A 13822-nucleotide genomic window follows, 5' to 3' on the forward strand; every position below is an offset into this window, starting at 1 on the left:
TTGTATTTGTTTTAAGCGCAGGGGTCCCCGCGCAGGCGCCCGACAGGAGCGCGCCAACGCATTGGGGAGTGAGGACAAATGCCGGATGGCGGGTAGCCGCGCCGGCGCCTTTCTAGCGATCCAGGTCCAGAATGAGTGCTTCTGCCTGGGGCCAGGGACCGAAGCCCGAAGCCGGATTGAGGTGGCCGACGGCGCCGAGGTTGACCAGCTCCGCCTCCCAGTCCCGGGCCATGCGAGTGACCGCGGCGAAGCTGGCGAGGTGATCGTCGGTGCTGGCAGCGACGAGGCTGCGAAAGGGTAACGCCCCTTGGGGCATGGGGGTCCAGCCGTGGTCGCGAAGGGATTGCGGGCTTGGGTAACCTTGCGGCCATTGGGCCGCCAGGTCGGGTGGCGCGGCCAACAGAGCGCCCTTGATCGGACGGTTGTACCGGGCCGCCCAGTGCGCAACCATCAGCACGCCGGCACTGTGGGCGACGAGGATCACGGGGCCGTCGATTTGCTCCAGCTCATGCTGGATCGCCCGGACGCGGGCAGCGCAGTCGAGCTTGTCGGTCTCAAGTGGCGGAACGCTGCGTACTTTGCTCAAACGGGCTTCAAGCAACGTTTGCCAATGTTCGGCAACGTGCTCGCGCAGGCCCGGTACGATCAGAACGGTTGCGGTGGTATGTAATTTGTCCACTTGAACACCTTCGGCTTCTCGGTGACTTGCTTGACTCATTGGTCAGGCGTTTTTTGTAGTACCGACATTAAAGAGCCAGGAGGGGTCGCGCTTTTCATTTGACGACAGTGGCTTTTCTTTTGATGACAGCTTTACTGGAGCTGCCAGGTGGTCGCTTTTTAGCTGTTAACGTGACCTTGAAACCTGTTCAATTGCTGACGTGCTGGCGCTATATTCGCCACGCTCATTTCCATCGAAACCACTGCAGGAACGCCACTGCATGACCAAGCTCGTTCGCGCCGCCGTCTTGACCAACTACCTGGACGTTGCTCATTACCTGGGGTTCAACCCGCACGATTCGCTGGCGGGCGTCGGCCTGAGCAAGGCCCGGCTACAGGCGCCCGAGCATCGAATCCCGATCGATTCGGCGGTTCGGCTGTTGGAAGAATCGGCCATCGCCAGCGGTTGCCAGAGCTTTGGCCTGAGCATGGCCGAGTCGCGTCAACTCTCGGATTTCGGTGTCGTCAGCCTGCTGCTGACGCACCAGCGAACGTTGCGCGATGCCTTGCAGGTGCTGGTGCATTATCGACACCTGATGAACGAATCGCTGGCGATCTTCATCGAAGAAGCCGGCAAGATGGTGATCATTCGCGAGGAAGTGATCACCGACTCCCCCATGTCCTGCCGGCAAGCCAATGAACTGGCCATCGGCGTGATGTTCCGGTTGTGCGCCGCCCTGCTCGGTGCCCACTGGCAACCCTACAGCGTCAACTTCACCCACCAGCCGCCCGACAACCTGCAACTGCATCGTCGCCTGTTCGGCTGCAATCTGGAGTTCGGCAGCGAGTTCAACGGCATCGTCTGCCCCGATGCCAGCCTCGACATGACCAACCCCCATGCCGACCCGGCGATGGCGCGTCATGCCCAGCGTTACCTTGACTCGCTGCAGAGCCACGAAGGGCCCTCGACACTGTTCGAAGTGCGCAAGGCCATCTACCTGCTGCTGCCCATGGGGCGCGCCACCATCGAGCAAATCGCCCAGACCCAGGGCATGAATGTGCGGACCCTGCAACGGCGTTTGAAGGACGATGGCTGCGCCTTCAACGACCTGATCAACGACGTGCGGCGTGACCTGGTGGTGCGTTATCTGGAAAACCCCAATTACTCGCTGGGGCGCATCGCCGACATGCTGGGTTACTCCATGGCCAGCTCCTTCACCCGCTGGTTCATCAGCCAGTTCGGCATGCCGCCGGCGACCTGGCGCACCACGCAAAAATCCGGCACGTTGAAAGCACCCACTGACACCACCCCCCTCCCCGGTTCGAGTAAAAACTGAACCCTGGGGAGCGGGCATGCTCGCCAAGTCGCAGTGCTTTTGGTGTACATATCCATTGCTGCGGTAACGGCCACCTATGGTTTCGCTTTTACAGCGAGACGGCCTCACAGCCGACCTGGCATTTGTGGGCGTACCCAATCCCTGTGGGAGCTGGCTTGCCAGCGAAGGCGTCAGTCCAAACAACACTGACGGTGCCTGACCCGCCACTATCGCTGGCAAGTCCTGACCCTTGTACTACCGCTCCCACAGGGGATGGTGGGGATAAAAAAAACGGCGACTGCTGGTACAGTCGCCGAAAAATACCGGTGCTGTGGCACCGGTCGTCAGCTGCATGACGCCTAGGAGGAGACGTCATGCAGCCCTGCCATCAAGAATGCGGTGCCCGCCTACATCCCCCAGCGCAACAACAGCAGCACCAACACCACCAGGAATACTGTCTCCCCCACCATCAACAGGATGGGTTTGATGCCCACAGTCGCCAGTTCCTTGAGTTGGGTTTTCATGCCCAGGGCACTGATGGACACCACCAGGCACCAGCGTGACAGTTCATTGACCGAACCCTGCACTGCCGGGGCGATCCAGCCGGTGCTGTTGATGCAGGCCAACAACAGGAAGCCCACCGCGAACCACGGCAACAGCGGCGGCCGCTTGCCCGTTGAGTCCGCACCTTGCAGGCGGGTAATCATGGCGGCGCAGACGATTACCGGCAGCAACATGGCCACCCGCATCAGTTTGACCACCGTGGCTGTATCACCCGTTTCGGTGGACATGCTGTAGCCAGCACCGACCACCTGCGCGACATCGTGAATGGTGGCGCCCAGGAATACCCCGGCCACTTGCGGCGACAACGACAGCCAGTTGGCAATCATCGGATAGACGATCATCGCCAGGGTCGACAGCGCCGAGACCCCGATCACGGTGAACAGTGTGGCGCGTTCTTTTTGCGGATGGTTGGGCAACGCCGCCGCCAGCGCCAGCGCCGCCGAAGCCCCGCAAATCGCGGTGGCGCCCCCGGTGAGCATGCCGAACAGGCGCTGGAAGCCCAGTGCCTTGGCCGCGATCACCGAGACACTGATGGTCACCACCACCAGAATCACCACCAGCGCAAAAGGCTTCCAGCCCAGCGCGGCGATCTGTTCCAGGGTAATGCGCATGCCCAGCAGCGCCACGCCGATGCGCAACACGGTGCGTGCGGTGAATTCGATACCGGCCTTGCAGGAGCCTTCGCCAGCCAGGAAGTTCAGCGCCATGCCAAGCAACAGGGCGAACAACATGACCGGAGCGCCGTAGTGCTCCGAGAGGAAGGTCGCGGCCGCCGCGACGATCAGGCTGACAATAAACCCCGGCGCCAATTCGCGCGTGCGGCTGTGGATGCGGGTCAGAGCGATGGCGCTCATGGCGCGACCTCCTCGGTAGCGATGACAAGGAATGTCTGATCGCCAATGACCTCGACCGGGTAGTTGGCGACCTTGAATGTTTTGGAGTTGAGCAAATAGCCGCTGGCCAGATTGAAACGCAGCCCGTGGGCACAGCACTGAATCACCCGGCCATCGAGGCGGCCGCCGCATAGCGAGGCGCCCTGGTGCGGGCAGCTGTCGTCGATGGCATACAGTTCACCCTCGACGTTGAACAGCGCGATGCTCTTGTCATCGAACTCGAAGAGCGCACGGCCCCCGACCTGCGGGAGTTTTCCGGCAGGCACGCGTACACGCAGGCTCATGCGGGTTCTCGCTCGCCGATGCGTTCGAGCAAGGCTTCGTACATGACGCCAAACAGCTTCTCGGCAGGATGCGCACCCACGACGGTCACTCGCCGGTCGAACTGAAAACAGGGCACGCCACCGGTAGCGCCGGGGCTGCCGACAAATGGCTCACCATCGCCAAGCAGGCAATCGGCGACGAAACCCGCCTCGAAACCGCAGGATTGCGCGATGGACAACAATGTCTCGCGGCAACCCAGATCTTCACCGAGCTGGAAGTACGCGGCGAACAGGCGTTCGATCAAGGCGTCACGCTGCCGGCGATTGCCCAGCACGCTGACCCGCTCCAGCAGGCGATGGGCATCGGCGGTATTGGGCATCGTGACAATGCCGCTGAAGTCGATGGTTTCGCCTACCGCCAGGGCAGCCTGTTTGACCTGGGCCTGGCGCATCTGCACGGCATCGGCGTTGCCCAGACGCTTGCGATAGAAATCCATGAAGGGCTCACCCTGGACCGGCAAGTCAGGCAACAGCTGCACCCCGTGCCACACCGTGGTGAACTCCACGTCCGGGCACCGGCTGCGCAACAACGCCTGGGCCTGTTCCAGCTGGCGCTTGCCAATCAGGCACCAGGGGCAGATGAAATCGAAAAACACATCTATACGTAAACGACTGCTCACAACTTCACCTCTAACCCTGCTTCGCTAACGGGCTCAGACAGGTGCTGACCCTTAAGCCGGGCAATATCTTTGTGGTAATGGCACTTGGCATAAAAGAACACGGCCGCCGCGCCGAGGCTGACCAGAGGCACCAGTTGAAACGCGGCATGCAGGCCGATCAGGTCGGACACCTTGCCGGTGATGAACGGCCCCGGGGCCAACCCAAGCATGTTGTTGGCCAGGGTCAGGGTGGCAAAGGCCGTACCGTGCACCGAGTAGTGGGTCAGGTTGGCAACCATGGCCCCGGCCGGTCCCGTGGTGCCAGCGGCAATCAGCATCCCCAGGCAGATCAACACCAGTTGCACCGGTCCCGCCTGCAGGGCGAACGCCGCCGACAGCAACAGGCAGCTGCCCAGGCAATACGCGATGGCCAGGGCCACCTTGCGCTCAGGTACGTGGCGACACATGCGATCACTGAGCATGCCGCACAGGATCATGCCCGCACCGCTGCACAGCACGATGATCGCCGCGAGCCCCCCGGCCTTGTCCGTGCCCATTTCGTAGTAGCGATTCAAATAGCTGGGCATCCACACAATCACCGTGCCACCGACAAACAGTTGCAAGCCGCTGCCAATGTAGGTGGCGATCACCGAAGGGCTGGAAATCAGCGTACGCAGTGGCTGCTTGACCTTGGCGCTGGCCTGCCCAAGGGCATTGACCACACGTTTCGGCGCGATGCGCGCTTCCTTGACGATGAGTGGATACAGCACCGCCAGCAACAGGCCGAACAGCGCCATGCCGGCGAACGACCAGCGCCAGCCGAGCTTGGCGGCGATGGCGCCGCCCAGGGCCATGCCCAGCACCGAGCCGAACATGCCGCCGGCCATGAACGCACTGGCCAGTGTTGCCCGCATATGTTTGGGAAACACCGAAATCACCACCGCGATTCCGACGCTGCCGTACGCCGCTTCACCCACTCCGACCATGAACCGGGCGATGAACATCTGCTGGTAATCCTGCGCCAGCGCGCAGCCCAGGGTCGCCAGGCTCCAGAGCATCGCCATCAGTGCCAGGCTCTTGACCCGGCCGAAACGGTCCGCCATCAACGACAGCGGAAAGGTCAGCAAGCCGACCATCAAGGCGACGATACCGCTGAGCAAACCGAGCTGACCGTCGCTCAGCGCCCATTCGCCCTTGAGCAGCGGGAATACGGCGTTGAGCACCTGACGGGACATGTAATCGGAAATCAGCAGACCGAACGTCAGGGCGAAGACGATCCAGGCGTAGCTGCGCGCGACGCTGACCGTACCGTCGTCATCGTCGGCAATTGGGTGAAAGGCCATGCAGCCTCCTCGAAACGTTGTTTTTGTTGTTATCGAGCGTTCTTGACGTACCACGGGCGAGAGATCATCGACCTCCCGCCCTTACCAGCGGTCAGCCGCGCTGCGGCACACCCTTCTGCCCAGCCTTGCGGTTGGGGGCCATGCCGTTGGCCAACAGGGTTTCTTCGATGCTGTTGTACTTCACACCGATGCGATAGATCTCACGGGCTTCTTTGCCGGTGGCGATTTCGCGACCCAGTTCGTGGGCGATGCGCACGGTTTGCTTGATCTGATCGACCGAGCCGAAACGATCGCCCTTGTGATCAATAATAGTGTCTTCGTTGCCCACACGCGGGTGCAGCCCCATGGCCATCGACATGGTGTTGAGCGGCATGACGTTTTTGAGCAGCGACTCGGAGGTCAGGGTGCAACCGTTCGGCACGCGGTGGATGAAGTTGAAGAAGTTGAACGGGTTGGGGCCGTCGAAACCGCCGCCGATGCCGATCCAGGTCAGGTTCAGCGGGCCCATGTAGACACCACGGCGAACCAGGCGCTCCAGGGTTTCCAGGGCGTGCATGCCGGTCAGCTGGAAGTGCGGCTGGATGTTGTTGTCCATCAGGCGCTGGAGGTGCTCGGCGACCCAGGCAGGTCCGGCCGGCACGGTCATTTCACTGTAGGCGGCATGAACCAGCGGGTTATCCAGGGAAGTGCCCTTGAGGTACTCCGGATACAGCAGCTCCATGATGTTCATCTGGGTGGTGTTGATCGCCACCGTGACCTGATCCGGCTTTGGCGTCAGCTCGGCCAGCATGTGACGGGTATCGTCCGACAGCCATTTGGCCGCTTCACCTTCGCTTTCAGGGGCGAAGGAAATCGAGCCGCCGACCTGGATGATCATGTCCGGCACGGCTTCACGCACACCGGCGATCAGTTCGTTGAACTTGGACAGGCGCTTGGAACCCTTGCCGTCCAGCTCACGCACGTGCAGGTGCAAAACGGTGGCGCCGGCCTCGTAGCAGTCGACCGCTTTCTGGACTTGCTCGTCCATGGTCAGCGGGATGTCTTCCGGGAAGTCTTCCGGCATCCATTCAGGACCGTATGGAGCGACGGTGATGACCACCTTTTCCATGTTTTCCGGGTGCAGGGAATCGTCGAAGAATTGCATGAGTTACTCCTGTTCTTATGATTGTGCGCCCAGCCGGGTCTGTTCCCGGCGGGGGGCTGTCTGAGTGCGAATGCAGAGGGGTCGATCAGTAAGTCTTGTCGCCGATGATCCCGGCACGCTCCATCTTGCGATGGCACGCGGGGTAATCCATGACGGCGTAATGCTGGGTACTGCGGTTGTCCCAGATGGCAATGCTGTTGGGCTTCCAGCGCCAGCGCACCTGATACTCGGGGATGTACGCCTGGCTGATCAGGTAGCGCAGCAGTTCGCTCGCACCCGGGTTGGCGTCCTGGCCATAACGCACCCGCTCCGGGGTGTGGTAGTTGCTGAAATGGGTGGTAAACGCGTTGACGAACAGCACCTTCTCACCGGTTTCCGGGTGGGTACGCACCACCGGGTGCTCGGCATCGGGGTACATGGCTTTGAGCGCCAGGCGTTTTTCGATCGGCATGGCCGCGCCGAAACTCGCTTCGATACTGTGCCGGGCGCGCAGGTCGGCGATCTTCACCTTCACGTCATCGGGCAGGTTTGCGTAGGCTTCGACCATGTTCGCCCACATGGTGTCGCCCCCGACCGGCGGGCACTCCACGCAACGCAACACGCAGCCCATCGGCGGCGCCTCGCGCCAGGTGGCGTCGGTGTGCCAGGCGTTTTCGTAGCGGTCCATCGGCTGGTCCGGCTTCTTGTAGATCTGTACCAGGCCCGGATGATCCGGATCACTGCCGGCCACCGGGTGATCTTCCAGCTCGCCGAAGCGCCGGGCGAAGGCCACGTGCTCGGCGCGACTGATGTCCTGGTCGCGCAGGAACACCACGCGATGGGTCAGCAACTGGGCACGGATCTCGGCAAACAGACCGTCGTCATGGATGGCGTCGGCCAGGTTGACGCCGATCAGTTCCGCGCCGATATGGCAGGTCAATTGTTCGACTTTCACGGCAGGCAGCTCCCTTAAATGACGAAAATCGATGAGCCGGTGGTCTTGCGCGATTCCAGGTCACGGTGGGCCTGTACGGCGTCCTGCAAAGCGTAGTGCTGGTTGATCTCGATCTTGATCCGACCGCTGCCGACATGGTCGAACAGCTCGCCGGCCAGCGCGGCTTTTTCCGCAGGATCGGCGATGTAATCGGCCAGCGCCGGACGGGTCAGGAACAGCGAGCCTTTCATGGCCAGCATGACCGGATCGAAGGCCGGGATCGGGCCGGACGCGGTTCCCACGCAGACCATCAGGCCGCGACGCTTGAGCGAATCCAGCGAACCCGCGAAGGTGTTTTTGCCGACGCTGTCGAACACCACGTTGACGCCGACGCCGTCAGTCAGTTCGCGAACGCGCTGGGCGACATCTTCATGGCTGTAATTGATGACGTGTTCGCAGCCATGGGCCCGGGCGATTTCGCCCTTGGCTTCGGTGGACACCGTACCGATGACCGTCAGGCCCAACAGCTTGGCCCATTGCGAAACGATCAGGCCGACACCACCGGCGGCGGCATGCAGCAAAATGCTGTCGCCTGGCTTGAAGTCGTAAATGCGGCGCATCAGGTACGAGGACGTCAGCCCGCGCATGGTCATGGCGGCAGCCGTTTCGAAACTGATGGTTTCCGGCAGCTTGATCAGCGGCGCGGCGGGAATCAGGCGCTCGGTGCTGTAGGCACCCAGGGTATTGAGAAAACCGGTGTAGGTAACGCGATCGCCCACCTGCACATTGGTCACCCCTTCGCCGACAGCCTGGACCACACCGGCGGCTTCGACGCCCATGCCGTTGGCCAGCGGAATCGCGTAGGTGCCATTGCGGAAATAGGTGTCGGCATAGTTCAAGCCGACCGCCACGTGACGCAGCCGAACCTGACCGGGTCCGGGGTCGCCGACCTCGATGTCTTCATAGCGAAGGACTTCGGGACCACCGGTTTCGTAGAAGCGGACGGCTTTGGCCATGTTTTCTTATTCTCCAGTCTCAATTGTTGGCGGGCAGCATCGAATTGCGCTGATTGGACTGTAGGTCGCACGCCTGAGGATCGCTTCTCATCAGACGACAATGACTTTTCATTTCATGACAGCCGCTTCGCCCCGTCCGCGAGACAAGTCAACCGCCTTCCCCTGTCACCCAGCCGTCAGGCGATGTGGCAACTTTTGAGCGCTGGCTTACACTGCCTACACCCTATGCGAACGCCTGTCTGTTCGACGCAGCGATACCTTCCACGTCAATCCGGGCATCACGTAATGATCTGGGTGAAGCCAACAATGAAAACGGTCGCGGCCTTTTTCACCGACATACTGGTTGCCAGCCTGTGCGTGGCGACGAGTGCCTATGCCAATGCGGCATCCTTCAAGACCAGCTTCGACTGCAACCAGGCCACGGCATCGGTTGAAAAACTGATCTGCCGCGACTCGCAACTGGCGCAGATGGATCTCGAACTGTTTCGTCTCTATCGACTGGCGCTCACCGATGAACATTCAGTGCCGCTGCCGGACAAAGTCATGATCGACCAGCAGTTCTGGATCGATGCCCGTAACCAGTGCGCTTCCGATCCCGAGCCCAGGACGTGCACCATCGGCAGTTATGCCCAGCGTGCATTCCAGTTGCGCCAGGGTTCGGCGATTGTGAGAACCCGGGACCCCGACAGACTCACCGAAGGTCCCCTGGCCTTTCGCTGTGCCGGGTTGAATGCGTTGCTGGGGGCCACCTTCTTCACCACGCAACCTGGCGTCGTCTACCTGAAATGGGCGAACGCTTCGATCACCCTGATCCAGGTGTCGAGTGATACTGGCGCCCGGTACACGGGCAAGGATTACCAGGGCAACTACAGCTTCTGGCAAAGCGGCAGCGATGTTTTTTTTCAGAAGCCGGGATCAAATGCCATGAGCTGCAAGGCCGAGCCGGTCGGTTGATGTTCATGCCGCGTTGTCCTGGCATTGCGCGGCCATCGTCGCTGTGGACTTGACCGAGCCGAATACCATTCCCGAAGCGAACAGCACGCCAAGGATCACACCGCCGGCGCCGAACACTTGCCAAACATTCGGCAGCACGCCCATCAACGAAGACACCAGCATGGTGAACACCGGCGCCAGGTTGAAGAAAATCGACGTCCGTGCGGCGCCGATGACATGGATGCCTTTGAACCACAGCAAGTAGGCAACCACAGACCCGCCAATCGCCAGGTAAATCACGGCTTCATGCACCGCCAGCGAAGCGTGGCGGATGCTGGCGATCGGGTCTTCATACATGAAACCGAGCACGGTCAGGCCCATGACACCGAACAACATGGAAAAACTGGTGGTTTCCAGAGGGGTCGAGTCTTTGACGAACCGCCGGGTACCGACCATGTTCGCCGCCCAGGCCATGCTGCCGGCGAGAATCATCGCGTCACCACTGACCACTTTCAGCCCAAGCAGCACCTGGATATCGCCACGGGTGATGACCAGGCCGACACCCAGCAACCCCAGCACCAACCCGATGGCGCGACCGCGATCAATCCGCTCGCCTTCCAGCAGCACGGCAAGGATCATGGTCCACAACGGCGTGGTCGCCAGGATCAGTGCGCCGTTGATGGGTGTGGTGGTTTGCAGGCCAAAGAACGTCGCCACGCTGAACCCGGTGAATCCGAGCAGACCCAGGCCGATGAAGGCCAGCAGGTTGTTGCGCAGCACACTCAAGCGCAATTTTCCGAGCAGACCGAATATCACCAGCAGTATCAGGGTGGAGATGGCAAAGCGTTCAATGGAAGCACTCAGCGGTGCCATCTGCTTGATGATGTAGGCGCCTGCGTTGAAGTTGGTGCCCCAGAAAAACGTGGCGCCGAGGATGCCGGCGTACGCGAGCTTCGTTGATTGGATCATGGCGTGTTCCTCATCAATCGGGTCGGCGAATACCCGTAAAACCGCCGAATTCTTCCCACCTGCCCATCAGGTGTTGAATTATTCTTGCAGGCTTGTTGATGGGGAAAAATTCCCTGTTTGTTCACCTTATATGTGAGAAAACGCCCATGTTCGACTGGGAGGATTTGCGCTTTTTCATCGTCTTCGCCCAGGAGCAATCGCTGTCGGCGGCGGCCCGCAAACTGAACGTCGACCATGCCACGGTGGCCAGGCGCATCGGAGCCCTGGAAAGCGCGCTGAACTTGAAGTTGGTGGACAGGCGTCCTCGTTCGTACGTCCTCACCCTGGACGGCGAGCGTATCGCTCAGTCGGGACAGCGCATGGAAGCCGAGTCTTTCGCGGTGCAGCGAACGGCGCAAACCGGTCAGGAAAGCTATGCCGCCGAAGTTACCGTCAGCGCCCCGCCCGCGATGGCCTGTGCCCTGATCGCACCTCGTATCAAGCTTCTGCGCGAGAAATACCCGCTGCTGTCACTGCAGTTGATCGGCAGCCTGGGCAGTGCCTCACTGTCGCGGCGCGAAGCCGATATTGCCGTGCGCCTGAGCCGGCCCAAGGAGCCCGACCTGGTGGTGCGCAAAATCGCGACGGTGTCGTTTGCGCTCTATGGTTCTCGGGATTACCTGGCCAACACGGCGCCGCAGGACCGGGTGTTTGTCGCCTACGACGAGAGCCTCGATCAAAGTCCGCAGCAAGTGTGGCTCAAGGAACAGGCGGGCGATCGACCGATCCTGTTGCGCAGCAATGATTTGAACATCCAGGCCATTTTCGTGCAGGCCGGATCCGGTATCGCGGCGCTGCCCTCCTTCCTGGCCGAGCGTTATAGCCTGCTTGAGGCGCAGGCCGAAGGTCCGCGACTGACGCGTGATGTCTGGCTACTGGTGCACAACGACATACGGCACATTCCATCCGTACAGGCAGTGATGGGTTTTCTGGTGTCCTGCTTCGAATCCATCACGGCATGACCGCTCAATCCGGCGGAGGCGTCCTGAACACCAGCAGCTTGCCGGTGGCCCGCTGGACCACTTTGTCGTTCTGATTGCGCGTTTCCATCAGCACGGTCACCACGCCACGGTCCGGCTTGGAGGCGGACGGATCGATGGCTTGCACGGTCGTCGTCAGCCGCAACTCATCATCCGGATAGGTCGGGGTCGGCCAACTCAACTCGATGCCCAGGCCAATGATGCCATCGGCCAGCGGCACACTCCCCACCAGCAGCTTCATGGTCAGCGCCGCGGTATTCCAGCCGCTGGCCGCCAGCCCGCCGAACAGGCTCAGGCTGGCGGCATCGGGGTCGAGATGAAAGGGTTGCGGATCGAACTGTTGAGCGAACGCCAGCATTGCGTGGCGGTCGACACGCAGGGTGTCGCTTTCAAACACCTGCCCCTGGTGCAGGTCATCGAGATAAAGCTTTTCCCATGAATGAACGGTCATGATTCAACCCTCTTCAGGCGTCGCCAATCCGTCAGTTCATGATACTGCGGGTGATGGAGAATGGCGCGCCCTACGCCGGCGGCCGGTCTTCCACCCACTGCCAGAACAACTGATAGCCGACCGCAAGCACCACCGGGCCGATGAACAAACCGATGATGCCGCTGGTGACCATGCCGCCCAGAGCGCCGATCAACACCACCGGCATCGGCACATCGACGCCGCGCCCCAGTAGCAACGGCTTGAGTACGTTGTCCACCAGCCCGGAGACAAAGACGTAGACGGCAAACACGATGGTCGCTGTGCTGGCGCCTTCGGTGGCGAATACGTAAGCAATCACCGGCAGCGTGATCAGGGTCACCGGCAGTTGCATGATGCCCAATAGCAACACCGCCAGTGCCAGCAGCCCGGCACCGGGGACGCCCTTGAACACAAAGCCCAACCCCACCAGCAGCATCTGAATGAAAGCGATGCCGACCACGCCGAGTGCCACCGCGCGAATCGTTGCGGTGCAGAGTGCGGCGATTTTCGACCCTCTCTCCGGACCACTGATTCGCTCTGCGATCTGCACCGCAGCGCGGCTGCCGGCTTCACCGTAGGCCATGAAGATCCCGGCGATGATCAGCGCGAAGATAAAGGTCAGAAAACCCATGCCGACGCCGGCCAGCTTGCCCAGCAAGGTCAGGCTGACGCCTTTGATTTGCGGTATGTACTTGGCCGTCAGGCCGGGAAGATCAGTGGCCGCCTGCAACCAGAAGGCCGACAGCGGCTTGCCAATCAGCGGCCAGCTGGCGACGGACTCGTTCGGTGGCGGAATATGAAAGCCTTCGTTCTGGACGATGGTCATGGCGCTCTCGACCGAATCGGCGATCGAGGTGCCCAACAGGTAGATCGGGACCATGAGGATCACGACGGACACCAGCACGATCAGCGTGGCGATGCGCCCTTCCTTCTGCCCCAGCGGCCCCATGAGTTTTTGCTGCAACGGGTAGAGGGTGATGGCCAGGATCAGTGACCACAGCATCAGGTCGCGGAACGGACTGAAGATCTCGAAGCAAAACAGCACCAGAACGGTGATTAGCCCGGCGCGGATCAGGACATCGAGCAACCCGCGGGACAAGGCCTTCTCTGAAAGAGGACTGGGTACCATTGATATCTCCTGGCAGGTCGCTGCGAAGATTGGGAGTTGGTTTGCCCAGCATAGACGTTGATTGGGATTTGGAGGGTGATGGTGAGGTGATGTAATGGTTCCGCCCTTACGGTTGGTTACTTGGAAACGCCCGCAGGAGCGAGCCTGCTCGCGAAAAACGTCCAGGCAACGCGTTCATTCGGACAGCCCGCGTTATCGTTGACCTCCATCGCGAGCAAGCTCGCTCCTACAGGGACCGAACAAGATCAAAAGCAAAAGCGAGGCGGCCTAACAGCCGACCTGGTTGCGGGTCTATCTGCGATCCAACTGTGGGAGCGAGCCTGCTCGCGAAGGCGTCGTGTCAGCCAACATCAATGTTGTTTGTGCCGGCCCCTTCGCGAGCAGGCTCGCTCCCACAGTGGATTGGGGCACATCTGCAAAAGCCAGGTCGGCTGTCAGGCCGCCTCGCTTTTGCTTTTGATCTTGATCTGCCCCGTCGGAAGGCCGAGTGGAGGTTCTGCGCAGTGGGCAACCCGGCATGGATGCCGGGTTAGCC

Annotated in this window: 14 protein-coding genes; 3 read left to right on the forward strand and 11 right to left on the reverse strand. The window is 61.1% G+C overall.

Translation table 11 applies throughout. From position 1 onward, the window contains the following. Positions 1-112: 112 nt before the first annotated feature. Positions 113-679 (reverse strand): alpha/beta hydrolase, encoded by a 567-nt coding sequence (locus tag HNQ83_RS27140; protein WP_175391929.1) that lies wholly within the window; start codon positions 677-679, stop codon positions 113-115. 259 nt (positions 680-938) lie between these two features. Between HNQ83_RS27140 and HNQ83_RS27145 the strand changes: the two genes are divergently transcribed. Next, the gene (locus HNQ83_RS27145; RefSeq protein WP_175391930.1) at positions 939-1994 is read left to right on the forward strand and encodes an AraC family transcriptional regulator; all 1056 of its coding nucleotides are present in this window, start codon (positions 939-941) and stop codon (positions 1992-1994) included. A 386-nt stretch (positions 1995-2380) separates the two neighbouring features. Here HNQ83_RS27145 and HNQ83_RS27150 read toward each other — a convergent pair whose 3' ends face one another. The 7 genes from HNQ83_RS27150 to HNQ83_RS27180 form a co-directional block, all read right to left on the reverse strand. After that, the gene (locus HNQ83_RS27150) at positions 2381-3391 is read right to left on the reverse strand and encodes a YeiH family protein (protein ID WP_175391931.1); all 1011 of its coding nucleotides are present in this window, start codon (positions 3389-3391) and stop codon (positions 2381-2383) included. Beyond that, positions 3388-3714, reverse strand: a complete 327-nt coding sequence (locus HNQ83_RS27155) for a Rieske 2Fe-2S domain-containing protein (protein WP_175391932.1) — start codon at positions 3712-3714, stop codon at positions 3388-3390. The genes HNQ83_RS27150 and HNQ83_RS27155 overlap by 4 nt, the downstream gene beginning before the upstream one ends. Then, the gene (locus HNQ83_RS27160; protein ID WP_175391933.1) at positions 3711-4373 is read right to left on the reverse strand and encodes a DsbA family protein; all 663 of its coding nucleotides are present in this window, start codon (positions 4371-4373) and stop codon (positions 3711-3713) included. The genes HNQ83_RS27155 and HNQ83_RS27160 overlap by 4 nt, the downstream gene beginning before the upstream one ends. Then, a complete protein-coding gene (locus HNQ83_RS27165) occupies positions 4370-5695 on the reverse strand; it encodes an MFS transporter (protein WP_175391934.1) in 1326 nt (441 codons plus the stop codon). The genes HNQ83_RS27160 and HNQ83_RS27165 overlap by 4 nt, the downstream gene beginning before the upstream one ends. A 91-nt stretch (positions 5696-5786) precedes the next feature. Continuing rightward, positions 5787-6839: a 3-keto-5-aminohexanoate cleavage protein gene (locus HNQ83_RS27170; RefSeq protein ID WP_175391935.1), complete on the reverse strand. Its 1053-nt coding sequence runs from the start codon at positions 6837-6839 to the stop codon at positions 5787-5789. A gap of 85 nt (positions 6840-6924) precedes the next feature. After that, the gene (locus HNQ83_RS27175) at positions 6925-7773 is read right to left on the reverse strand and encodes a TauD/TfdA family dioxygenase (protein ID WP_175391936.1); all 849 of its coding nucleotides are present in this window, start codon (positions 7771-7773) and stop codon (positions 6925-6927) included. Positions 7774-7787: 14 nt separating this feature from the next. Continuing rightward, positions 7788-8768, reverse strand: a complete 981-nt coding sequence (locus HNQ83_RS27180) for a quinone oxidoreductase (RefSeq protein WP_175391937.1) — start codon at positions 8766-8768, stop codon at positions 7788-7790. Between the two features lie 306 nt (positions 8769-9074). Between HNQ83_RS27180 and HNQ83_RS27185 the strand changes: the two genes are divergently transcribed. Further along, complete coding sequence (locus HNQ83_RS27185) at positions 9075-9722, forward strand: MliC family protein (RefSeq protein WP_175391938.1); 648 nt, start codon at positions 9075-9077, stop codon at positions 9720-9722. 3 nt (positions 9723-9725) lie between these two features. Here the strand turns inward: HNQ83_RS27185 and HNQ83_RS27190 are convergent, their stop codons facing one another. Continuing rightward, positions 9726-10670 carry a DMT family transporter gene (locus HNQ83_RS27190; RefSeq protein WP_175391939.1) on the reverse strand — a complete coding sequence of 315 codons (945 nt, stop codon included), beginning with the start codon at positions 10668-10670 and terminating at the stop codon, positions 9726-9728. Between the two features lie 146 nt (positions 10671-10816). On the opposite strand from HNQ83_RS27190, the gene HNQ83_RS27195 reads away from it, so the two are divergent. Continuing rightward, on the forward strand, positions 10817-11671 hold the full coding sequence (locus tag HNQ83_RS27195; RefSeq protein ID WP_175391940.1) for a LysR family transcriptional regulator: 855 nt from the start codon (positions 10817-10819) through the stop codon (positions 11669-11671). 4 nt (positions 11672-11675) lie between these two features. Here the strand turns inward: HNQ83_RS27195 and HNQ83_RS27200 are convergent, their stop codons facing one another. Together HNQ83_RS27200 and HNQ83_RS27205 are read right to left on the reverse strand one after the other, a co-directional pair. Then, positions 11676-12140, reverse strand: coding sequence for a MaoC family dehydratase (locus tag HNQ83_RS27200; RefSeq protein WP_175391941.1), 465 nt, complete (start codon positions 12138-12140; stop codon positions 11676-11678). Positions 12141-12210: 70 nt separating this feature from the next. After that, complete coding sequence (locus tag HNQ83_RS27205) at positions 12211-13287, reverse strand: AI-2E family transporter (RefSeq protein WP_175391942.1); 1077 nt, start codon at positions 13285-13287, stop codon at positions 12211-12213. Positions 13288-13822: the final 535 nt, after the last annotated feature.

Source organism: Pseudomonas sp. C2B4 (genome assembly GCF_013359695.1).
Taxonomy (GTDB): Bacteria; Pseudomonadota; Gammaproteobacteria; order Pseudomonadales; family Pseudomonadaceae; genus Aquipseudomonas.